The 20,906-nt window shown below is 66.7% G+C and carries 16 protein-coding genes; 5 read left to right on the forward strand and 11 right to left on the reverse strand.

Annotation, left to right across the window (positions count from 1 at the left end; genetic code table 11):
• Positions 1-44 precede the first annotated feature (44 nt).
• Both ACQR0Z_RS12625 and ACQR0Z_RS12630 read left to right on the forward strand, forming a co-directional pair.
• A complete protein-coding gene (locus tag ACQR0Z_RS12625) occupies positions 45-1,394 on the forward strand; it encodes an ATP-binding protein (RefSeq protein ID WP_434918823.1) in 1,350 nt (449 codons plus the stop codon).
• Positions 1,384-1,917 (forward strand): response regulator transcription factor, encoded by a 534-nt coding sequence (locus ACQR0Z_RS12630; RefSeq protein WP_434918824.1) that lies wholly within the window; start codon positions 1,384-1,386, stop codon positions 1,915-1,917. The genes ACQR0Z_RS12625 and ACQR0Z_RS12630 overlap by 11 nt, the downstream gene beginning before the upstream one ends.
• Positions 1,918-2,171: 254 nt before the next feature.
• Here ACQR0Z_RS12630 and ACQR0Z_RS12635 read toward each other — a convergent pair whose 3' ends face one another.
• From ACQR0Z_RS12635 to ACQR0Z_RS12655, 5 genes are all read right to left on the reverse strand, one after another.
• Positions 2,172-2,369 carry a hypothetical protein gene (locus tag ACQR0Z_RS12635; protein WP_434855946.1) on the reverse strand — a complete coding sequence of 66 codons (198 nt, stop codon included), beginning with the start codon at positions 2,367-2,369 and terminating at the stop codon, positions 2,172-2,174.
• Positions 2,370-2,529: 160 nt separating this feature from the next.
• Positions 2,530-3,804 carry a DUF2130 domain-containing protein gene (locus tag ACQR0Z_RS12640; protein ID WP_434918825.1) on the reverse strand — a complete coding sequence of 425 codons (1,275 nt, stop codon included), beginning with the start codon at positions 3,802-3,804 and terminating at the stop codon, positions 2,530-2,532.
• A 266-nt stretch (positions 3,805-4,070) separates the two neighbouring features.
• Positions 4,071-7,148: an efflux RND transporter permease subunit gene (locus ACQR0Z_RS12645; protein ID WP_434918826.1), complete on the reverse strand. Its 3,078-nt coding sequence runs from the start codon at positions 7,146-7,148 to the stop codon at positions 4,071-4,073.
• Positions 7,145-8,221: an efflux RND transporter periplasmic adaptor subunit gene (locus ACQR0Z_RS12650; RefSeq protein ID WP_434918827.1), complete on the reverse strand. Its 1,077-nt coding sequence runs from the start codon at positions 8,219-8,221 to the stop codon at positions 7,145-7,147. The genes ACQR0Z_RS12645 and ACQR0Z_RS12650 overlap by 4 nt, the downstream gene beginning before the upstream one ends.
• A complete protein-coding gene (locus tag ACQR0Z_RS12655) occupies positions 8,218-9,339 on the reverse strand; it encodes an efflux RND transporter periplasmic adaptor subunit (protein ID WP_434877107.1) in 1,122 nt (373 codons plus the stop codon). Before ACQR0Z_RS12655 ends, ACQR0Z_RS12650 begins: the two co-directional genes overlap by 4 nt.
• Positions 9,340-9,698: 359 nt before the next feature.
• Here ACQR0Z_RS12655 and ACQR0Z_RS12660 point away from each other — a divergent pair, with 359 nt between their 5' ends.
• Positions 9,699-10,331, forward strand: coding sequence for a TetR/AcrR family transcriptional regulator (locus ACQR0Z_RS12660; protein ID WP_434918828.1), 633 nt, complete (start codon positions 9,699-9,701; stop codon positions 10,329-10,331).
• Positions 10,332-10,364: 33 nt separating this feature from the next.
• Here the strand turns inward: ACQR0Z_RS12660 and ACQR0Z_RS12665 are convergent, their stop codons facing one another.
• From ACQR0Z_RS12665 to ACQR0Z_RS12675, 3 genes are all read right to left on the reverse strand, one after another.
• Complete coding sequence (locus ACQR0Z_RS12665; protein WP_434918829.1) at positions 10,365-11,063, reverse strand: hypothetical protein; 699 nt, start codon at positions 11,061-11,063, stop codon at positions 10,365-10,367.
• On the reverse strand, positions 11,060-11,350 hold the full coding sequence (locus ACQR0Z_RS12670) for a hypothetical protein (protein WP_434918830.1): 291 nt from the start codon (positions 11,348-11,350) through the stop codon (positions 11,060-11,062). Before ACQR0Z_RS12670 ends, ACQR0Z_RS12665 begins: the two co-directional genes overlap by 4 nt.
• A 1,215-nt stretch (positions 11,351-12,565) precedes the next feature.
• Positions 12,566-13,750: a urate hydroxylase PuuD gene (locus tag ACQR0Z_RS12675; RefSeq protein WP_434918831.1), complete on the reverse strand. Its 1,185-nt coding sequence runs from the start codon at positions 13,748-13,750 to the stop codon at positions 12,566-12,568.
• A 361-nt stretch (positions 13,751-14,111) separates the two neighbouring features.
• Between ACQR0Z_RS12675 and ACQR0Z_RS12680 the strand changes: the two genes are divergently transcribed.
• A complete protein-coding gene (locus tag ACQR0Z_RS12680) occupies positions 14,112-14,420 on the forward strand; it encodes a hypothetical protein (protein ID WP_434855937.1) in 309 nt (102 codons plus the stop codon).
• 17 nt (positions 14,421-14,437) lie between these two features.
• On the opposite strand, the gene ACQR0Z_RS12685 is transcribed toward ACQR0Z_RS12680, so the two are convergent.
• Genes ACQR0Z_RS12685 through ACQR0Z_RS12695 form a run of 3 tightly spaced genes read right to left on the reverse strand, consistent with a single transcriptional unit; the run spans position 14,438 to position 19,401 of the window.
• On the reverse strand, positions 14,438-15,835 hold the full coding sequence (locus ACQR0Z_RS12685) for a nucleobase:cation symporter-2 family protein (RefSeq protein ID WP_434918832.1): 1,398 nt from the start codon (positions 15,833-15,835) through the stop codon (positions 14,438-14,440).
• A gap of 30 nt (positions 15,836-15,865) precedes the next feature.
• Positions 15,866-18,580 carry a molybdopterin-dependent oxidoreductase gene (locus tag ACQR0Z_RS12690; protein WP_434918833.1) on the reverse strand — a complete coding sequence of 905 codons (2,715 nt, stop codon included), beginning with the start codon at positions 18,578-18,580 and terminating at the stop codon, positions 15,866-15,868.
• Entirely contained in the window at positions 18,577-19,401 is an 825-nt protein-coding gene (locus ACQR0Z_RS12695) for an FAD binding domain-containing protein (RefSeq protein ID WP_434918834.1), read from the reverse strand. Before ACQR0Z_RS12695 ends, ACQR0Z_RS12690 begins: the two co-directional genes overlap by 4 nt.
• A 140-nt stretch (positions 19,402-19,541) precedes the next feature.
• Between ACQR0Z_RS12695 and ACQR0Z_RS12700 the strand changes: the two genes are divergently transcribed.
• Positions 19,542-20,888 (forward strand): 8-oxoguanine deaminase, encoded by a 1,347-nt coding sequence (locus ACQR0Z_RS12700; RefSeq protein ID WP_434918835.1) that lies wholly within the window; start codon positions 19,542-19,544, stop codon positions 20,886-20,888.
• The last annotated feature ends 18 nt before the right edge of the window (positions 20,889-20,906 follow it).

Here is a 20,906-nt window from a genome sequence, read left to right on the forward strand (position 1 = left end):
CGCGGCCTGCTGGCATCATCCGAGATGGCCTCGGACGCCTCGGCATGAACGAGGCGCCGAACCTGCCGATCGGAGCCGTCGCTGCGATCGCGACGCCCGAGATCCACGCGCCCGTCCCGACCAAGGACGCCACCAACCGCAAGAACATGGTGCTGCTGATCCAGCTGCGCTGGATCGCGGTGGTCGGGCAGATCGTTACCATCGCCTTTGTCACCTTCTGGTTCGGCATCGCGCTGCCGGTGGTGCCGATGGCCGCGATCATCTGCGCGCTGGTGGTGCTCAATATCGCCAGCCACATCTGGCTGCGCACCCGCGATGACGTCGGCAACCGCGATTTGCTGATCGCGCTGATGCTCGACGTCGTGGCGCTGACCTCGGAGCTCTATCTCACCGGCGGCGCGTCGAACCCGTTCACCTGTCTCTATCTGTTGCAGATCACCCTCGGCGCCGTGCTGCTCGATGCGCGCTCGTCCTGGTCTCTGGTCGCGCTGACGGTGCTCAGTTTCGTCTGGCTCACCATCGAGTACCGGCCGCTGGCGCCGCCGCTGCATCATGTCAGCGATCCGTTCGACCTGCACATCACCGGCATGTTCGTCGGCTTCGTGCTCGACGCGGTGCTGCTCGTCGTGTTCGTCACCCGCATCAACCGGAACCTGCGCGAGCGCGACGCCAAGCTCGCCGATCTGCGCCAGCATGCCGCCGAGCAGGACCACATCATCCGCATGGGCCTGTTGGCCTCCGGCGCCGCGCACGAGCTCGGCACGCCGCTCGCGTCGATCTCCGTGATCCTCAACGATTGGCGGCGGATGACGGCGATCTCGGCCGATCCTGCACTGGCGGAGGACTTCACCGAGATGGAAGCCGCGGTGCAGCGCTGCAAGTCGATCGTCACCGACATTCTGGTGTCGGCGGGGCAGGCGCGCGGCGAGGGCTCGGCGCCGACGACGTTGAAGGCCTTCCTGACCACGCTGGTCTCGGAATGGACCACGGCACGTTCGGCACGCAATCTGATGTTCCGCAACGAGTTCGGCTCCGATCCCGCGATCGTCTCCGATGTCGCGCTCAAGCAGGCGATCGTCAACGTGCTCGACAATGCCTTCGAGGTCTCCCGCGACTGGGTCGAGTTCGTCGCCGAGCGCGATGGAGAGTCATTGCTGCTCAGCGTCAGCGACCGCGGGCCGGGCTTCGATCCGGCGATGCTGGCGCAGATCGGGCGTCCCTATCAGTCGAGCAAGGGCCGTCCGGGGCGCGGGCTCGGCCTGTTCCTGGTGGTCAATGTGATCCGCAAGCTCGGCGGCGGCGTTTCGGCCTGGAACCACCGGGGACGCGGGGCAACCGTGCGGCTGTCCTTGCCGCTCTCGATGCTTGCGATTGGAGAGCCCAGTGGAGATTGAACGCTCTCTCCTGATTGTCGAAGACGACGACGGCTTTGCGCGCACCTTGAAGCGCTCGTTCGAGCGGCGCGGCTACGAGGCCGTGATCGCGGCCTCGCTCGAGGAGGTCGACGACATCATCAAGGACAGGACGTTCGGCTATGCCGTCGTCGACCTCAAGCTCGGCGGCGCCTCCGGTCTCGTCTGCGTCGAGAAGCTGCACGCGCATGATCCGGAAATGCTGATCGTGGTCCTCACGGGATTTGCCAGCATCGCCACCGCCGTCGAGGCGATCAAGCTCGGCGCCTGCCACTATCTGGCAAAGCCGTCCAACACCGACGACATCGAGGACGCCTTCCGCAAGGCCGAGGGCAACGCCCAGGTCGCACTGCCCGAGCGCTCCACCTCGATCAAGACGCTCGAATGGGAGCGCATCCACCAGACCCTGATCGATACGGATTTCAACATCTCCGAGGCGGCGAGAAGGCTCGGCATGCACCGGCGGACATTGGCGCGGAAGCTGGAGAAGCGGCCGGTGAAGTAGTTGCAGTGAGTCGCACCGCTGCCCGCCGCGCAGTCGGTGCGCTCCATCTCCCCGTTCTTCACGGGGAGAGGGTTGGGGTGAGGGGCAGCCACACCCACCGACCGCGCTGAGAGCCCCCCTCACCCGGATTGCATCTAACAATGCAATCCGACCTCTCCCCGCCTTAGCGAAGCTTTGCTTCGCCCTGGCGGGGCGAGGTTACACCGCGCAAGCCGCAAGAGTGGAATCTCATTCAAGCGAGTGACCGTCAGCGATCACACCGGGTGATGCGACATGTAGGCGGCGGTCTTCAGCACGACCATCAAGGTGAGCAGGGCGGAGGCGCCGGTCAGCACCAGGGCGAAGCGCGTGAGCCGGCCGAGCAGGGCGCGTGTGGCCGCGTTGGCGCGCTCGTCACGAAGAGACCACGACGCACGGTGAAGGTGGTTCTGCTCAGTGGTGAGAGGGGACATCGGATCCATCCATATCGAGGGCCGGCGAAACCGGCCGTTGTCAGGATGAATATCCTCCGGCATGTCATAGGAATGCGAGACGCGGCCACGGGCGATCGCATAGGAATGATATAAGAGCGCGGTGCGATCCTACTACCAATGTCCGAGCGACGGCACCGCGCTACTCCGCCGCCTCGCTCTTGCCCTCGATCAGCAGCACGTCCAGGCTCTCGATCTCCTGCATCGCGCGTCCCGCGATACCCTGCAGGTCGCCGTACAGCCCCGCCGTCGAATCCAGAACGCCGCGCAGCTGCTCCTCGCGCTTGGCCCACAGACGCATCATGGTCTTGCGCTCGCGGTCGAGATCCGACTGCATCTCGGTGAAGCGCTCGACGATGGCGTCGATGCGGTGGCGGAAGCGGGGGCCTGTGAGATAGGCGTAGACCATCTCCATCTTGGTCTGCTGGCCCTCCTGCGCAAGCTTGCTCGAGGCGACGTCGATCAGCGACTGGCGCAGCGCCTGCGACAGCGGCAGCGCGAAGCGCGGCTCGGCGACCCAGACCCCGTCGATCAAATCGAAGCCGTCGACGCCCTTGGGCAGCGCTGACGAGACGATCAGCGCGATGTCAGCCTTGGCCGCGCGCAGGTCGCCACGCAGCTTGGCGAGCCACCCGTCGCTCCAGTTCTTGGTGCGCTTGGATTCCCACAGGATCGCGCCGCAGGCCTGTCCGCCGGGGCCGACCACGCGATGGATCACGTCGCCGCCGAACTCGCCCTTCGGCACGGGCTCGACGAGGTCGCGCGGAAACCGCGCGCGCAATTGCGATTCCAGCTCGATCTCCAGCGCCTCGCCCTGCAGCTGCTGCGAGCCCTGCTCGGCCTTGCGGCGGAGCTCCTCGATCTGCCGCTGCATGCCGGCGATCTGTGTCTCCTTCTCGGCGACCTTGGCCTTCAGCGATTCCTCGGCTTCGAGCCGCGCCTTGTCGCGGACAGCAACGAGGTTCTCCTGCACCTTGGTCTCGATGGTGAGATCGAGCTCGCGGCGGGCCTCGTCGAGCTCGCGCTGCTTGCGCAGCATCTCGGCCTGCGCCTTCTGCGCATCCGCGAGCTTGGCATCCTTGCTGACGATCACCTGATGCAGCTCGGCGAGCTGGCGGTCGCGGTTGCCCATCTCATCGGCGACAGCCTGGCGCGCCCGCTCGGCCTCGGCCTGCGCGATCGCGGCGCGCTCGGCCTTCAGCTTGGCGGCAACCTGCTGGTCGATCGCGGCCTTGGCCTGCGCGATCTGCTCCTGCGCCGCCTTGAGCTGCGCTTCGCGGCGGTCGAAATCGGCCTCCTTGGCGGCAAGCTGCTTCTCGAACTGCCGGCGCGTCTCCGCGATCAGGGGCGCTGCGAGCTGCTCGGTCAGCTTGATCTCGGTGCGGCAGGAGGGGCAGACGATCTGGGGATCGGTCATGATTCGCATCTCTCCATGGAGATGCAATCTAACCGGCCGCCGCGGGGCGTTTAAGCCACGCGGACGGCTTATCCCGTGCAATTATCCGCGATTCGTCGGAGCGGAACGGCTCGACTCGTGGCCGTCCTTCGAGACGCTCGCCTGTCGGCGAGCTCCTCAGGACGAGTGCTGATTCGCGGCGCTGTTCTAACCCCTCATGGTGAGGAGCGCCGCTTGCGGCGCGTCTCGAACCATGAGGCCCCCAACAGCGGCGTGCATCTCCTCCCTTACGCGCCGGGCGCGGCCGGCTCGGCCGAAGCAGTATTCTCCGGCGCCTTGATCCGGAACCAGGCGACATAGAGCGCCGGCAGGAACAGCAGGGTCAGCACGGTGCCGACGATGATGCCGCCCATCATGGCATAGGCCATCGGGCCCCAGAACACCTCGCGCGCGATCGGGATCAGCGCGAGCGAGGCCGCCGCCGCCGTCAGCATGATCGGCCGCATGCGGTGCTCGGTCGCCTCCATCACGGCCTCCCAGGGCGGGTGGCCCTCGTCGCGCAAATGCTCGATCTGCACGATCAGGATGACGGAGTTGCGGATCAGGATGCCGATCAGCGCGAGCACGCCGAGGATGGCGACGAAGCCGAGCGGCGCGCCGCTCGGCAGCAGCGCCGCGACCACGCCGATCAGCGCCAGCGGCGCCACCGCGAACACCAGGAACAGCCGGTGGAAGCTCTGCAGCTGCAGCATCAGGATCGTGGCCATCGTGAACAGCATGATCGGCACGACCGCGACGATCGGCGCCTGGCTCTTGGCGCTTTCCTCGACCGCGCCGCCGGTGACGACCTTGTAGCCGGCCGGAAGCTTGGCGTTGAAGGCTGCAAGCGCCGGCTTGAGCTGATCGACCACCGTGTTCGGCTGCACCTGGTCGATCACGCTGGCCTTCAGGGTCAGCGTCGGCAGCCGCGAGCGGCGCCAGATCTCCGGCTGCTCGATCTGGTAGCGCAGCGTGGCGAGCGCGGCGAGCGGGATCGACTGGCCGTTGGAGCCCGAAAGCTGCAGGTCGCGCAGGGTCTCGAGCGACTGCCGCTCCTTGGCCTGAGCGCGGCCGCGCACGTCGATCAGGTAGATGTCGTCGCGCACCTGGGTGATCGAGGTGCCGTCGAGCACGCCGTTCAGCGCGTTGGCGATGTCGGAGGAGGTGACGCCGAGCTGGCGCGCCTTGTCCTGCAGCACGTCGACCTTCACGACCCGCGACGGCTCCATCCAGTCGAAGATGACCGCGCCGAGATGGCTGTTGCCGCGCATCACGCCGGCGAAGTCCTGGGCGATCTCGCGCACCTTCGCCACCTCGGGCCCGCTGACGCGGTACTGCACGGGACGGCCGACCGGCGGGCCGATGTCGAGCAGGTGCACATAGGCGTCGGTGCCGGGGAAGGTCTTGGTGAGATAGGCCTGCAGCTTGCCGCGCGCGCGGTCGCGTGCCTCCAGGCTCTTGGTGACGATGATGATCTGGCCGAACGACAGATCGGCCGGCTGCACGTCGAACGACAGCACGAAGCGCTGCGCGCCGGAGCCGACATAGGTCGACCAATGGTCGATGTCGGGATCGCCCTTCAGCGCCTCCTGCTCGAACTTCGCCATCTGCGCGTCGGTCTCGGCAATCGAGGAGTTCTGCGGCAGGTTGAAGTCGATGACCAGCTCGTTGCGGTCGGAGGACGGGAAGAACTGCTGCTGCACGAAGCCCATGCCGAAGACCGACAGCCCGAACACCAGCACGGTCACGATGATCGTCGTCCAGCGATGCCGCATGCAGGCGTTGAGCATGGCGCGGAACATCCGCGTCAGCCGTCCGCCTTCGGCGTGATGGGCCGGCAGCGACGCGGGCAGGATGGTGACGCCGAGCAGCGGCGTGAACAGCACGGCCACGATCCACGACACCACCAGCGACACCGCGATCACGACGAACAGCGTGAAGGTGAACTCGCCGGCGGCGCTATTGTTGAGGCCGATCGGAATGAAGCCGGCGACCGTGACCAAGGTGCCCGTCAGCATCGGGAACGCAGTCGAGGTGTAGACGTAGGTCGCCGCCTTACGCAAGGAATCGCCGACCTCCAGCCGCGCGACCATCATCTCGACCGCGATCATGGCGTCGTCGACCAGCAGGCCGAGCGCGATGATCAGCGCGCCGAGCGAAATGCGCTGCAACGAGATGCCGGTATAGGCCATGAACAGGAAGGTGATCGCGAGCACCAGCGGGATCGAGATCGCCACCACCAGGCCGGCGCGCACGCCGAGGCTGACGAACGAGATCGCAAGCACGATGATGACGGCTTCATACAGAGCCTTGGTGAAGCCGCCGACGGCCTCCTCGACGATCTTGGGCTGGTCCGAGACGAGATGCACGCCGACGCCGACGGGCAGGTCGGCGACGACCTTCGTCATCTCCTCCTTCAGCGCATCGCCGAAATCGAGCAGATTGGCGCCGGCCTTCATGCCGATCGCGAGACCGATCGCGGGCTGGCCGTTGAAGCGGAACAGCGAGGTCGGCGGGTCTTCATAGCCGCGGGTGATGGTGGCGACGTCGGTGAGCGGGAAGAAGCGGTCGTTGATGCGCAGGTTGATCTGCTTCAGGCTCTCTTCCGAGGTGAACTGCCCGGAGACGCGCACGGCGATGCGCTCAGGTCCCGCCTGCAGCACACCGGACGGCGACACGGCATTCTGCGCCTGCAACGCGTTGAGAATGGTGCGCTGGTCGATGCCGAGGGCTGCGACCTTGCGCGGCGAGAATTCGAGATAGATCACCTCGTTCTGCGCGCCGACGATGTCGACGCGGCCGACATTCGGCACCGTCAGCACCTTGGCGCGGACCTCCTCGACGCGGTCGCGCAGCTGGCGCTGGCTCAATCCGTCGCTCGTGAAGGCGTAGATGTTGCCGAACACGTCGCCGAAGCGGTCGTTGAAGCCCGGGCCGACCACGCCCGAGGGGAAGTCGCCCTTGATGTCGTTGATGAGGTTGCGGACCTGCAGCCAGGTCGGCACCACGTCGCGTGCCTTCGTCGTGTCGCGCAGATTGACGAACACGGTGGTCTGGCCGGGCACGGTGAGGCTCTTGGTGTAGTCGAGCGCCGGCAGCTCCTCGAGCTTCTTCTCGATGCGGTCGGTGACCTGCCGCGTCATCTCCTCGGCGGATGCGCCCGGCCATTTGGCCTGGATCAGCATCGTCTTGATGGTGAAGGACGGATCCTCCTCGCGTCCCAGATGCAGGTAGGAGAACAGGCCCGCCGCCATGAAGGCGATCATGAAGTACCAGACCAGCGAGCGGTGCTCGAGCGCCCAGTCGGAGAGATTGAAGGACTTCACGGCTGAGATTCCTGATCGATGCGGATGGCCTGGCCATCCTTGAGACTGTTCACGCCGGCGGTGACGACGCGCTGCCCGGCTTCGAGGCCGCCGGTGACGCGCAGGCTGCCGTCCTCATTGGTGGCGACCGTGATTTCCTGCCGCTTCACCGTCTTGCTCGCGGCATCGACCAGCCAGACGTATCGCTTGTCGTTCTGCTCCAGCACGGCCGAGCGCGGCAGGCGGATGACCATCTTCTGCTCGGCGTCGATGCTGGCCGTGACGGTGGTTCCGAGGCGCATGATCTCAGGCGGGCTTTCCAGCGTGATGCGGATGCGGCGCGTGCGCGTCGTGGCGTCGGCGCGCGGCGCGATCTCGCGCACCTTGCCGGTCGCGCTGACGCTCGGATCGACCTGCAGCCGTACCGTGAACGGCGTGCCTGCCTGCAGGCCGCCGGCGATGTCGTCGCCGACATCGATGACGGCTTCGCGGATGTCCGGCCGCGCCACCGTGACCACGCTCTGGCCGGGCGACACGACCTGGCCGACCTCGGCGCTGACGGCGGTGACGATGCCGGCGAAATCCGCCTTCAGCTGCGCGTAGCCGAGCTGCTCGCGCGCCTTGGCGAGATTGGATTGCGCCTTGATCACCGAGGCCTGTGCGGCCGCGCGCGACTGCTCGGCGCTCTCCAAGGTGGCCTTGGTCGTCGCGTCGGTTTCCAGCAGCGTGCGCTGCCGCCCTTCGGTGCCGGTCGCATTGGTGAGCTGCGCCTGGCTGCGCGAGACCTCGGCGGCGGAGGCGCGCACCGCAAGCTCGAGCGCGGCGGGATCGATCGCCGCCACCACCTGGTCCTGCTTGACGGCGTCGCCGACATAGACGGGCCGCGCGATCAGGCGACCGAGCACGCGGAAGCTCAGATCGGCCTTATAGCGCGGCTCGATCGTGCCGGTGACGGCGGCAGCATTGGCCGCCTGCGGCTCGACCTTCATCGACAGCACCGGCCGGACCGGCTCGGGCGCCTCGGTCTTTTCGTTGCATCCGGCGAGCACGCCGAGCGCGAGCAGGGGAAGCACGGAACGCTTCGGCATCATCACGACCGGGCCTCCTCGTTGAAGCTGATCTGCTGTCCGACGCTCAGGAGCTTGCCGCCCTCGGTGACCACGCGATCACCCGGCTTCAGCCCGCCGGACACGACGATGGCGCCGGTCTCGTAGTCCTCGATGGTGATCGGCTTCAGCGACACCGTCTTGTTCGCGTCGACCAGCCACACCGCCGGAGTCTTGCCGGCGGCGTTCAGCGCGCTCCACGGCAGGATGATGCGCTGCTCCGGCTTGATGAAGCCGGTGGCGCTGACGGCGCTGCCGAGGACCATCTCGGGCGGCGGATTCTCGATCGTGATCTTGACACGGACCGTGCCGGATTTCGGATCGATGGTCGGCGACACCTCGCGCACGGTGCCCTTGGCGGTGACGGACGGATCGGACAGCAGCGCCAGCGCCACCTTGCTGTCGTCGAACTTCAGCGACAGCGCGGCTTCGTAGACGTCGATGACCGCATCGCGGTTGCCGTCATGCGCCAGCGTGAAAACCGATTGCGCCGCCTGCGCGACCTGGCCGACCTCGATGTTGCGCGCGGTGATGGTGCCGTCGGCATCGGCGCGCAGTTCGGTGTAGGTCAGCGCATCCTTGGCGGTGCCGAGCTGCGCTCTCGCGGCTTCCAGCGATCCTTCCGCCGTGCGCAAGTTCTCCTGCGCCTGGTCGAAGGTCGCGCGGGTCGTGAACCCGCTGGTGATCAGTGTCTGTTGTCGGTTGAAATTGGAGGTCGCAACCTTGACCTGCGACTCCGCGGCGGCAACCGCAGCCTGGGCGGAGTCGAGATCCGCCTGCTGCTCGGCTGGATCGATCCTGGCGAGCACCTGGCCGGCCTTGACGTGCGCGCCGACCTCGACCAGCCGCTCGGTGACCCGGCCGCTGACGCGGAACGACAGCTCGGCCAGCACGCGCGCCTGCACGTCGCCCGTCAACGTAACCGATTGCCGTCGCTCCGACAGTTTCACCACTTCGGTGCGGACAAGCCGGGCCGTCGGCGCGGTCGCGGCCGTCTTCTGCCCGCAGCCAGCGAGCAGCAGCCCGATGGCGGCACAGCCGAACAGGGACAGCAGACGTGAACTGAAGGCGCGCGCGGCGGGGGGAGATCGCGTGGATGACGTCATGGTTGCACGTTGGGACTCGGGGCTGGCGGGTTGATCGTCGTCGGTTCGACCGGGTTTTGAGACCCGGTCCTGAGACCTGCGGTCGTCGTGCGTCCGGCGCGTTCTAGGGCGTTTGCACATCGAGCCGATGAACCCACGCCGGCTTCGCCGGTTGGCAGGGCATGGCCTTCGGGAACAGCAGACCATCGTTCCCTTGACGGCGCGTGAATTAGACAATCATTTCTAGAAAAAAATGTCTAGTAAATTTCCCGTTGGCGGGCTTAAAATCGACGCTGCGGGCCTGAGACGGGGAAAAGCGGCGGGCCGCCAAAATCCGTTTCGCTGCAGCCGGGGCGATCCGAACGAGAGCTGAACCAGACGTGCGACGAAAAGATCCGACGAACCCGGAGGCCGCGGGACGCGCGACCGCCCGGGCGCCGCGCCAGGCGCGCGGGCGGGAGCGGCGCGAGCAGTTGCTCGATGCAGCCGCGGCGCTGATTGCCGAGTCCGGGCTTGCCGCCGTCAGCATGCATGCGGCGGCCGAGCGCGCCGGCGCCTCGATCGGCTCGGTCTATCACTTCTTCCGCGACAAGGATCAGATGCTCGATGCGCTCGCCGAGCGTCACGATGCCGAACTGCAGCCCGCCTTCGATCGCGTGCTGCAGCGGAGCGACGCCGAATGGGCGGCGCTGTCGGCGCCGGAGGTGATCGAGCATCTGATCGGCTGGGCGATCCGCTATTTCGTCCGCCATCCCGACGCGCTGGTGGCGCTCGATCTGCACGACAAGACCATGCACGACGAGTTCAAGACCCTGATCGACCGCGTGATGCGCGCCAAGCTCGGCGACGAGCTGGGAGCGCAGGCGGCGACCACGCTGGATGCCGTCGTGCTCGGCACGCTGGTGTTCACGCGCGAGCAGGACGCGCGCAGCCGCGACATCGTGGTCGCCGCGTTACCGGAGGTGATGGCGACCTATCTCGTGGCGCTCGAGGCGAAGCGGAAGCGGAGCTGATCGACCGATGGCCGCGGCGCGCGACCGGCGCGGCTATTTGAAGGTCCATTCGCCCTTCTTGCGCGAGAGCGCGACGAGGCGCGGCGAGGCCGTGTCGCCGATCGGCTTGGCCATCAGGATGATCTCGTCTTCGCCCTCCCAGCGCTCGAACTCATAATGCCACTTGCTGTTGTCGGGCGTGCGGAAGTGCCAGTCCTTCACCAGCCGATCGCGCTTTGCTGGGATCACGTCGATCCCGTCCGGCGGACCTGACGGACCGAGGCGGGATGTGACGGCCACCAGCCAGCGCCGTTCCGGCGAGTAATGCGGTGGGGCGACGATGGCGATTTCATCGCCATTGTCGGCGCGCACCAGCAGCCAGTCGATGCCCACGGAGCGGCCGCGCTCGAGCAGGATGAGGTCGTGATCGGGGAAGTAGCCGGTCAACTGGTACTTGACGCACTCCTCGGTCGCCTCGCCGGCGCATTTGGCGTCCTGATTACGGTACAGCCGGGTGCGCTTGTTGCGGAAGGTGACTTTCAGCGTGGCGCCGCTGCGCTGCGCGACGTCGGGGATCTGCGCGAGACAGGCCGGTTCGGAGCGATCGAGATCGCCACGGCCTTGATCATCGACGCAGCGTCCATCCTGGGAGGGGCGATCGACGATCGAGAAGGCGGGCCGCTCGGCGTGGGCGATCCCGGTACCGATCAGCCCCAGCAGCAGCGCCGGCCAGATTGCATGAAGCCTGCTCATGGCACGTGTCCCGCAGTCGACGGAGCGTCGGTATGATCCACTGGCGTGATCGGCAGCGGCGTCCGATCCTGACAGGAAAGCAGGTGGCGTGCCAACTGCTCGTCGCCGCTGCGGTGACGCTGGCGCGGGAGCCGTTCGACCAGCCAGGCGACGGCGCCCACCACCGCAAAGCTGACGAGCAGCGAGATGCAGAGCAGGCTGAGATAGAGTTTCAGGACCGAACTTGCGAAACAGGCAAGCGCAATGAGCGCGACAATGGCCAGTCGGCCTTTGACGGAGATCGACATGATGGGGCGTTTCGCTGGATGCTGGTTGTTGTTCTCACTGTAGCGCCGAGGCGTTCGTAGCCAAGCCAAGTCCAGACAGCTGGTAAATTTTGCCGCAAGTTCATGACGACAATCGGACGAGGTTGAACTCGATCGTACCTGTGTTGGCTGACGCTCAACTATCCGTTGCGATGATCCGGTTGTCCGGCCATGAGCTTCGCGCGATCGTCGCAGGACATCAACGCATGAGATCGGCGTTCGGAAGCACAGGGGTCGTTGCCGCCAGCTTCGTAAGCGCGTCGCGATCTTGCACCGCTGATCACTCATGAGGAGCGCAGGCCGGCAGCCTTGCTCCCCGCCGTCATCCCGGCGAACGCCGGGATCCATAACCACGGAATGTCCTCTGACGCACGCTGACAGTCGCGTTCTCCGCCACGGCGCCACAGGAAACGATATCGCGAGGCGCCCCGGCGCATGCGCGACAATCTCCAATTCGCCAGTCCTTTCAAACTGATTTGGCCTGTCCAGTAGGCTCGTGGAAAATATTCTGCTTTCGCTTTATCAGAATATGTGGTTCTCTCTCGCCATCCCGCCTCATGCAGAGGGACGTACGCGTCGTCACGATACGTGGAGGTGGGGAGTGGTGGCCGTGCCTGGCAGCGACAGACGAGCGTTGTCGGCGCGGACGTGAAAGCGTGTGGTCCTGGCGCCCCGAGGCTGGCGTCAAGTCTTCGCGGGAATTGATGACCCCGAAGGCGACGGTAGCTAACAGCCGGACACCGGGGAGAGCGCGCCATAAGCGTGAAAACCATCGCGCAGGGAGGGCCGGATCTGTCCGGCTGTACCTGTGGTTCCTGCCCGTGCATTTTTCTCGCACGGGGGCCACGGGCCTCAGCCGAGGTCCGGTCCTTCCTGCACCCTCTCGCTGCCGAAGGGGACACGTTCGATGCATCACCCGGGCGCGATGTGCCGCGGGATTGCGATCGCATGTCGCGTGATGCCCTGATGTTCGTACTGATGCCTGATGTTGGTAATGCCCCGCTACGCCGCGCTCTTTGAAATGTGAATCAGCTGCTCCCCCCATCGTCGTCCCGGACAAGCCACGACGCGCGACAGCGCGTCGCGGCGCCGATCCGGGAGCCCTGAGAAAGACCTCTCACCCAACCGAGCGTGCGGCACCTTCGTACATGCCTCTCCACAAGGGGAGAGGCACTGCATTGGACAGCGGCGTTGCGCCTACTGCGCACCCGCCCACGCCGCAAGCACGGCGCGCTCCTCTCCGGTGATCTCGGTGATGTTGCCGGGCGGCATCGCGCTCGACCACGCCGCGTTGCGCGCGATCAGCCGCGCATTGCGCTGGATGTGCTCGGCGGTATCGAGCCGCACGCCCTTGGGCGCGGTCACGATGCCGTCCCAGACGGGCTCAGCCGCGTGGCACATGCTGCAACGGGAGGTCACGATCTCCTCGACCTGCGCGAAGCTCGGCTGCGCGACAGCGGCGGCCTTGGCGTCGCGCGGGCCGGCTGCCGACAACAGCAGGATCGCAACCATGCCCGCCGCAGCCACACCCCACACCCACCATGGCGACGGATTGCCCCTGTGACGCTCGTTGAAGAAGTGCCGGATGACCGGGCCGAGCGCCAGGACGATGGCGACGATCACCCAATTGTAGCGGGTGCCGAACAGCAGCGGATAGTGGTTGCTGATCATCAGCACGACGACCGGCAAGGTCAGGTAGTTGTTGTGGACCGAACGCTCCTTGCCGGCCTTGCCGAGCTTGGGATCTGGCGCCTCGCCGGCGAGCAGCGCGGCCACGATCTTCTTCTGGTTCGGAATGATCACCGCGAACACGTTGGCGACCATGATGGTGCCGATGATCGCGCCGATCTGGTTGAAGGCGCCGCGGCCGCTCAAGACATGCGTGAAGGCATAGGTGAGCACGACGAGGAAGATGTAACCGCCGATCGCGAACGGCAGCTCATGCCGGGCGAGCCCGCTGCGGCAGGCGGCTTCATACAGCAGCCAGGCCAGCGCCAGCGAGCCGAAGCTGAACAGCCCCGCCTGAACAGGCGTGAGATCGAGGATCGACTTGTCGACCAGGAACAGATCGGCGTTGAGGTAATACACCACGATCATCAGCACGAAGCCGGACAGCCAGGTGGTGTAGGCCTCCCATTTGAACCAGGTGAGCTCGTTCGGCATCTGCGCCGGCGCCACCAGATATTTGACGATGTGGTAGAAGCCGCCGCCATGCACCTGCCACGCTTCGCCCATCACCCCCTTCGGCAGGCCCTCGCGCGGCTTCAGGCTGAGGTCGAGCGCGATGAAGTAGAACGAACTGCCGATCCAGGCAACGGCCGCGATCACATGCAGCCAGCGGAAGATCAGGCTCAGCCATTCCGATACGATCGAAGCCCACATCGCGGGGTTATCTCCTGGTGTCGTTCATTTGAGTCCGCACGGTGCGACGGGCTCGGTCGTTACCTCTCCCCGCGTGCGGGGAGAGGTCGGATTGCATCGCCAGATGCAATCCGGGCGAGGGCGGCTTTCCGCGAGGTCGGTGGGTGTGGCTGCCCCTCACCCCAACCCTCACAGCGCGAGCGAAGCTCGTCGCGCCCCCGTGAAGAACGGGGAGAGGGAGCGCAGCTTCCGTGCGGCGATGGCTCGATCGCTCTCTGCGAATTAACAGCCAACACGAGTCGACGTGGTGCTCATCCGATGCGATGGACTTCTTCGATGCGATTGCGTTCAATGGGACCAACAGGGAAGCAAGGCAGTCGTGATGAAGAGATCGGGTCTGATCATTCTGGTAGCGGCGCAGTTCGCGCTGACGCAAGCCGCATGGGCGCAGTCTGCATCCGCACCGAAGGCCGCCGCCAAGCGCGCCGAGGCCTGTGCGCCGATCGGGCGGACCGAGGACGGCAAGCTGGTGTACTCGATGAAGTGCGAGACCATCCCGAAGCCGGTCGTGCCCGCAGCCCCGCCGCAGGCCGCCGCTCAACCAGCGCCGGAGCCGGCCGCGGAGCCGGAGCCCGAAACCCAGCGCAGCGGCCTGTTCGGCTGGTCGTACGATCGACGCCCCAAGCAATAGCCCGGTCATGTCGCGCCTCAGACGTGTTGCGCCGAGGATGCGGCGGCGGCCGCATCGGCCTCCGCAGCCTTGCCGCTGCCGAGCCCGTTGAAGAACGCGTTGAGCAGCACCGCGACGAGCGCGCACAGCAGAATGCCGGATTCCAGCAGCGGCTGCAGATCCCTCGGCAGGTTGTGGAAGAAGCCGGGCGCGGCGAGCGGGATCATGCCGAAGCCGATCGCGATCGCGACGATGAACAGGTTGAAGCGGTTGGTCTTGAAGTCGACCGTGGCGAGGATGCGCGCGCCGGTCGCGGCCACCATGCCGAACATCACGAGCCCGGCGCCGCCGAGCACGACCTGCGGCACGGCTTCGACGAGCGCAGCCATCTTCGGCAACAGGCCGAGCAGCAGCATGATGGCGCCGCCGGTGATCGTGACCCAGCGCGTGCGCACGCCGGTGACGGAGACGAGGCCCACATTCTGCGAGAACGAGGTGTAGGGGAAGGTGTTGAAGATGCCGCCGAGCAGGGTGCCGACGCCGTCGGCGCGCAGCCCGCGCGACAGCGCCTCGCGGTCGACGGTCTTGCCGGTCATCTCGCCGAGCGCCAGGAACATGCCGAGCGATTCGATCATCACCACGATCATGACGACGCACATCGTGACGATCGGCACGAGGCTGAACTGCGGCAGGCCGAAGCGGAAGGGGATGACCAGCGCGCCCCACGGCGCGGCGGCCACCTTGTCGAAATGCATCACCCCGAGCAGGGTGGCGAGCGACGCGCCGGCGACGATGCCGAGCAGCACCGAGACGTTGGCGACGAAGCCGGTGCCCCATCGGATCAGGCCAAGGATGAACAGCAGCACGAACAGCGCGATGCCGAGCCCCTGCAACTGGCCATAGTCGGGATTGGGAAAGGCGCCGCGCACGCCATCGAAGACCTTGGTGATCGTCGGCTGGCCGCCGCCGGCCCAGTTGATGCCGACGCGCATCAGCGAAATGCCGATGATGAGGATGATGGTGCCGGTCACGACCGGCGGAAACAGAGGCAGCAGCCGGCTGATGAAGGGCGCGACGACGATGCCGAAGATGCCGGCGGCAATCACCGAGCCGTAGATGCCGAGCAGTCCGATGTCGGGCGAGGCGGCCATCGACAGCATCGGTCCGACCGAGGCGAAGGTGACCCCCATCATGACGGGCAGGCGGATGCCGACGCCGGGAAAGCCGATGCACTGCACGAGGGTGGCGAGACCGCAGGCGAACAGGTCGGCGCTGATCAGGAAGGCGACATCCTCCGGCGGCAGCTTCAGCGCGCGGCCGATGATCAGCGGCACGGCGACGGCGCCGGCATACATCACCAGCACGTGCTGCAGCCCGAGCGCCAGCAGCTTCGGCACGGGCAGCATCTCGTCGACCGGATGAATTGTCTCGCTCATGCGTCCCCCCACTTGATCCCCCAGACGACGTCAGTTGCCAAACTTCTCCTGCAGCTGCGGAAACAGCCGGTCCGGCTTGAACGGCACGGCCGTGAAGCGGATGCCGGTCGCGGCGCGGATCGCGTTGCCGAGCGCGGCGGCGACAGGATTGTAAGGGCTCTCGCTCATCGACTTCGCGCCGAGCGGACCGATGCTGTCGAGGGTCGCGGCGAACAGCACTTCGGTGCGCGGCACGTCGGCGTAGGACGGCAGATGGTAGTCGCGAAAGCGCGGATTGACGACGCGGCCCGTATCATCGATGACGATCTCCTCATACAGCGCGGCTCCCAGCGACTGCGCGACGCCGCCCTCGATCTGGCCTCTGCACTGCATCGGATTGGCGACGCGACCGGCATCCGCGGCCTGCACACTCTTCAAGATCCTGACCACGCCGGTGTGCTTGTTCACGGCGACGCGAAACCCCTGGACGTTGAACGCGACCGAGCGGGGCGTGCCCTGCGAGTTGCCGGTTGCGGTGAGCCGGTCTCCGCCAAGGCTGGCGATGCTTGCGAAGGAGAGCCGCTGCGTGCCGCAACTGACGGCGTTGTCGGCGATCCGGCAGTCGGCCGGATCGACCGTCCAGCGATCAGCCGCGAAGCTCTTGATCCGCTCGACCAGCGCTTCGGCCGCGGCCTGCGTCGCACGCCCCGCCACGAACGTGCCGGTCGAGCCATAGGCGCCGGTGTCGTGGCCGCCATGCGCGGTGTCGGATTGCTTGAGGCTGATGCGGTCGACCGTGGTGCCGAGCACGGTCGCGGCGATCTGGCGGTGCACGGTGCTGGTGCCATTGCCGAACTCCGCGGTGCCGACGGTGAGCGTGAAGCCGCCGTCCTCGCGCAGGCTGATGGTGGCGTCGGCGAAGTGGCCATCGGGCGGCACGGTGTCGATCATGGTCAGCGCGATGCCGTCGCCGGTCAGCCACTCGTCCGACAGGTCCGGCGTCGGCGTGGCCTTGGCCATGGCGTGCTCGACGAGATCGAGGCATTGATCGAGACCGTAGGAGCCATACAGCACGTCGCTCTCGTCGGAGCCCGGCGGCGTCAGCATGGGATCGCCCGGCTTGACGATGTTGCGTCGACGCATTTCGAACGGATCGATGCCGAGCTTGAGCGCCAGCTCATCGATCGCCGCCTCCACGGCGAAGGTCGTCTGCGGCAGGCCGTAGCCACGATAGGCGCCGGCCGGCACGGTGTTGGTGTAGACCGCGCGACCGTCGACCTTCTTGTTCGGGCAATTGTAGACCGAGATCGACTCGCCGCAGGCATGGAACAGCACGGGCCCGGCGTGATTGCCGTAGGCGCCTGTGTTGGAGAGCACGTCGAGCTGCAGCGCTGTCAGTCTGCCGTCCTTGTCGGCGCCGGCCTTGACGGAGACGCGCATCGGATGCCGCGTCGAGGTCGCGATGAACTGCTCCTCCCGGGTGAATTCGAGCTTGACGGGACGGCCCGTCTTCAAGGCCGCGAGCGCCAGGATGTCCTCGACGAACATCTCCTGCTTGCCGCCGAAGCCACCGCCGACGCGCGCGCAGAATACGCGGACCTTGTCGGGCGCGAGAGCGAAGATCTCGCACAGTGCGCGTCGCGTCAGGAACGGCACCTGCGTGCTGGAGCGGACGGTGAGCAGACCGTCATCGTCGAGCCAGGCGAGGCCGCCATGGGTCTCCAGTGCGGCGTGCTGGACGCGCTGCGTCGTGAAGGTGCCTTCGTAGATCGCGGCAGACGAGGCGAGCGCGGCCGCGACGTCGCCGAATTCGCCATGGGTCTCGGCGGCAATGTTGCGGCTGACATCGGCGACGCGATGCTCGCTGCCGCGGCCCGAGTGAATGACCGGTGCGCCCGGCGCGATCGCCGCTTCGGGATCGATCACGGCTGGAAGAATTTCGTAGTCGACGATCAGGCGCCTGCAGCCTTCCTCGGCGGCGGCCTCGGTCTCCGCCACGACGGCTGCGACCTTCTGGCCGATGAAGCGCATGGTGTCGTCCAGCACGCGCGTGTCGGCGGGGTCCATCCAGTTCTGCTCGTGCCGCGCCGTCGAGAACAGCGTCGCCGGCGCATCCTCATGCGTCAGCACCGCATGCACGCCGGGCACGGCCAGCGCGGGAGTCTTGTCGATGCCGATGATCCGCGCATGCGCGTGCGGCGAGCGCACGAGCTTGATGTGCAGCAGGCCTTCGATCGCCGTGTCGAAGGTGTAGCGCGCTTTGCCGCATACGACGTCGGGACCCGCCGGCGCCGGCAGGCTTCGGCCGAAGGCTTCGCCGGCGGCGACGTCCTCGACATGCGTGCGGCCGAGCAGCGCGTCCTCGATCGCGCGATAGCCGGTGCAGCGGCACAGATTGCCCTTCAGCGCGGCGCCGAGATCCTTCTTCTGCGCCTGGTTGAGCGAGGCGCAAGTGACGATCATGCCGGCGGTACAGAAGCCGCACTGAAACGCCTGCGCGTCGAGAAAGGCCTGCTGCATCGGATGCAGGCTGTCATCGATGGCGAGACCTTCGACGGTCGTAACCGCCTTGCCGTCGGCGCGAAACGCCGGGATCAGGCAAGAATGCACCGGCTCGCCGTCGAGCAGCACCGTACAGGCGCCGCAGTCGCCGGCGTCACAGCCCTTCTTCACGCCGAAATGGCCGGTGTCGCGCAGGAACGTGCGCAGGCACTGCCCCGGGCGCGGCGCAGCATCGATTGTCTTGCCGTCGACGATCACGCTCATGGCCTGATGCCTGCAAGTTCGGCGCGGATCTCCTCGGCGAGGCGCAGCGTCATCGCCTTGCGCCAGGCCGGCTTGCCATGGACATCGTCATGATAGAGCGCATCAGGAATGTCGCTGAGAATGCTGGCGCGCAGCGCGGCTTCATCCGGGATGGTGCCGAAGCGGAGTTGCAGCGGCTTGACGGTCGCGCCGGTCACCGTGAGCAGCAGATCGCCGTCGCGGCCTTGCGTGCCGATCAGCAACGCACCGGACCGGCCGACCGGGCTCAGCGCGATCTGCCTGAATGCGGCGCGCCGCTTCAGCGCGGTCAAGGGAATGTCGATCTGGCGCAGCAGATCGCCGGGCGCGAGCAGATTGCTGTTGTTGCCGGTGACGAAGTCCACAACCGCGATACGCTGCTCGCTGCCGTCATTCTTCCAGATCGTGCAGACGCCTTCGAGCGCGGCAAGCAGCGAGATCATCGGTCCGGCCGGCAGCGACATGCAGAGATTGCCGCCGACGGTCGCCGTCTTCCAGATCTTGAACGAGGCGAGGAACGCGCGGCAGCATTGGTCGATCAGCGGCGCCGCGATCCACTCGGCCGGGCAGGGCAGCGCATCGAGCTCGGCGACGCTGCAGGTCGCGGCGATGCTGAGCCCGTCGTCGCTGATGGTCAGCGGCGGCCAGGCGAGTTCGCCGAGATCGATCAGCCGCGACAGCTGCGCCTGCGGTTCCGAGAACAGCCAGGTGCCGCCGGCCAGCCAGGCATCGCCTGCCTTCCAGGCGGGCAGCTCGGCCCGCGTTCGCGGGCGCATGACCTCGGTGATGGTGTTCAGGTCCATGGTGACGCAAGCTCATTCGCGCGGCGGATCGCAGGGCAAATCCTTGCAAGACCGACGCCAACTGGCAATAGCTTGACGCTGGCCCTGCGCTTGCAGGCCAACAGGCGATACGAAGACGTCATCAGCGAGACGAGGCAGCCATGAGCACGACGCCGATCTGGATCAAAGACCCGCTCGCCATCCTGGCCGACGACGCTGCGCGTGGCGTGGTCGTCGACGGCGGCCGCATCGTCGAGCTCGTGGCCGCCGGGGCAGAGCCGGCGACCCCGGCCGCGGTGGCGTATGACGCCAGCGCGCATGTCGTGATCCCCGGGCTGATCAACACGCACCATCACTTCTATCAGACCCTGACGCGCGCGCTGCCGGCGGCGATGGACCGCGAGCTGTTCCCTTGGCTGAAGGCGCTGTACCCGATCTGGGCGAAGCTGACGCCGGAGTCGCTCGATGCCGCCGTCACCCTCGCCATGTCCGAGCTGATGCTGTCGGGCTGCACGACCACCACCGATCATCACTACGTCTTTCCCGCCGGTCTCGAGGATGCCGTCGGCATCGAGGTCGCCGCGGCCAGGCGCCTCGGCATCCGCGTGCTGCTGACGCGCGGCTCGATGAACCTGTCGGAGCGCGACGGCGGCCTGCCGCCTGATAGCGTCGTGCAGGACGAGGACACGATCCTGGCCGACAGCGAGCGGGTGGTCGCGACGTATCACGAGCGCGGACCGGATGCGATGGTGCAGATCGCACTGGCACCGTGCTCGCCGTTCTCGGTGACGGGATCCTTGATGCAGAAAACCGCGGCTTTGGCCGACAAGCTCGACGTCCGGCTGCACACGCATCTGGCGGAGACCGAGGACGAGAACCGCTTCTGTGAAGAAATGTTCGGCTGCCGTCCGCTCGATTATCTCGAGCAGAACGGCTGGCTCGGCCCGCGCACCTGGCTGGCGCATGGCATCTTCTTCAACGCCGAGGAGATGAAGCGGCTCGGCAGGGCGAAGACCACCATCAGCCATTGCGCCTGCTCGAACCAGTTGCTCGCCTCGGGCTGCTGCCCGGTCTGCGAGATGGAGGAGGCGGGTGTCGGCATCGGGCTCGGCGTCGACGGCTCCGCCTCGAACGACGGCTCCAATTTGATGCAGGAGGTGCGCGCGGCCTTCCTGCTGCAGCGGGCGCGGTATGGCGTGAGTCGTATCAGCCACAAGGATGCACTGCGCTGGGCGACGAAAGGCTCGGCGGCGTGTGTGGGACGGCCTGAACTCGGGGAGATCGCGGTCGGCAAGGCCGCCGATCTGGCGCTGTTCAAGCTCGACGAGCTGCGCTTCTCCGGCGCCGGCGATCCCATCGCGGCGCTGGTGTTGTGTGGCGCGCATCGCGCCGATCGCGTCATGGTCGGCGGCCGCTGGACCGTCATCGATGGCGTCATTCCGGGCCTCGACGTCGCCGGGCTGATCGGCCGGCACAGCGCGGCGGCGAAGCTGATGCGGGGAGGGTGAGACGACGCTTTGTGGAAA

This window comes from Bradyrhizobium sp. HKCCYLS3077 (assembly GCF_051167555.1).
Taxonomy (GTDB): domain Bacteria; phylum Pseudomonadota; class Alphaproteobacteria; order Rhizobiales; family Xanthobacteraceae; genus Bradyrhizobium.

Bases quoted from the DNA above. Each gene is read 5' to 3' on its own strand.
- ACQR0Z_RS12625 (WP_434918823.1), top strand. From the start codon at position 45: ATGAACGAGGCGCCGAACCTGCCGATCGGAGCCGTCGCTGCGATCGCG.
- ACQR0Z_RS12635 (WP_434855946.1), bottom strand. From the start codon at position 2,369: ATGTCCCCTCTCACCACTGAGCAGAACCACCTTCACCGTGCGTCGTGG.
- ACQR0Z_RS12640 (WP_434918825.1), bottom strand. From the start codon at position 3,804: ATGACCGATCCCCAGATCGTCTGCCCCTCCTGCCGCACCGAGATCAAG.
- ACQR0Z_RS12655 (WP_434877107.1), bottom strand. From the start codon at position 9,339: ATGACGTCATCCACGCGATCTCCCCCCGCCGCGCGCGCCTTCAGTTCA.
- ACQR0Z_RS12665 (WP_434918829.1), bottom strand. From the start codon at position 11,063: ATGAGCAGGCTTCATGCAATCTGGCCGGCGCTGCTGCTGGGGCTGATC.
- ACQR0Z_RS12670 (WP_434918830.1), bottom strand. From the start codon at position 11,350: ATGTCGATCTCCGTCAAAGGCCGACTGGCCATTGTCGCGCTCATTGCG.
- ACQR0Z_RS12675 (WP_434918831.1), bottom strand. From the start codon at position 13,750: ATGTGGGCTTCGATCGTATCGGAATGGCTGAGCCTGATCTTCCGCTGG.
- ACQR0Z_RS12680 (WP_434855937.1), top strand. From the start codon at position 14,112: ATGAAGAGATCGGGTCTGATCATTCTGGTAGCGGCGCAGTTCGCGCTG.
- ACQR0Z_RS12685 (WP_434918832.1), bottom strand. From the start codon at position 15,835: ATGAGCGAGACAATTCATCCGGTCGACGAGATGCTGCCCGTGCCGAAG.
- ACQR0Z_RS12690 (WP_434918833.1), bottom strand. From the start codon at position 18,580: ATGAGCGTGATCGTCGACGGCAAGACAATCGATGCTGCGCCGCGCCCG.
- ACQR0Z_RS12695 (WP_434918834.1), bottom strand. From the start codon at position 19,401: ATGGACCTGAACACCATCACCGAGGTCATGCGCCCGCGAACGCGGGCC.
- ACQR0Z_RS12700 (WP_434918835.1), top strand. From the start codon at position 19,542: ATGAGCACGACGCCGATCTGGATCAAAGACCCGCTCGCCATCCTGGCC.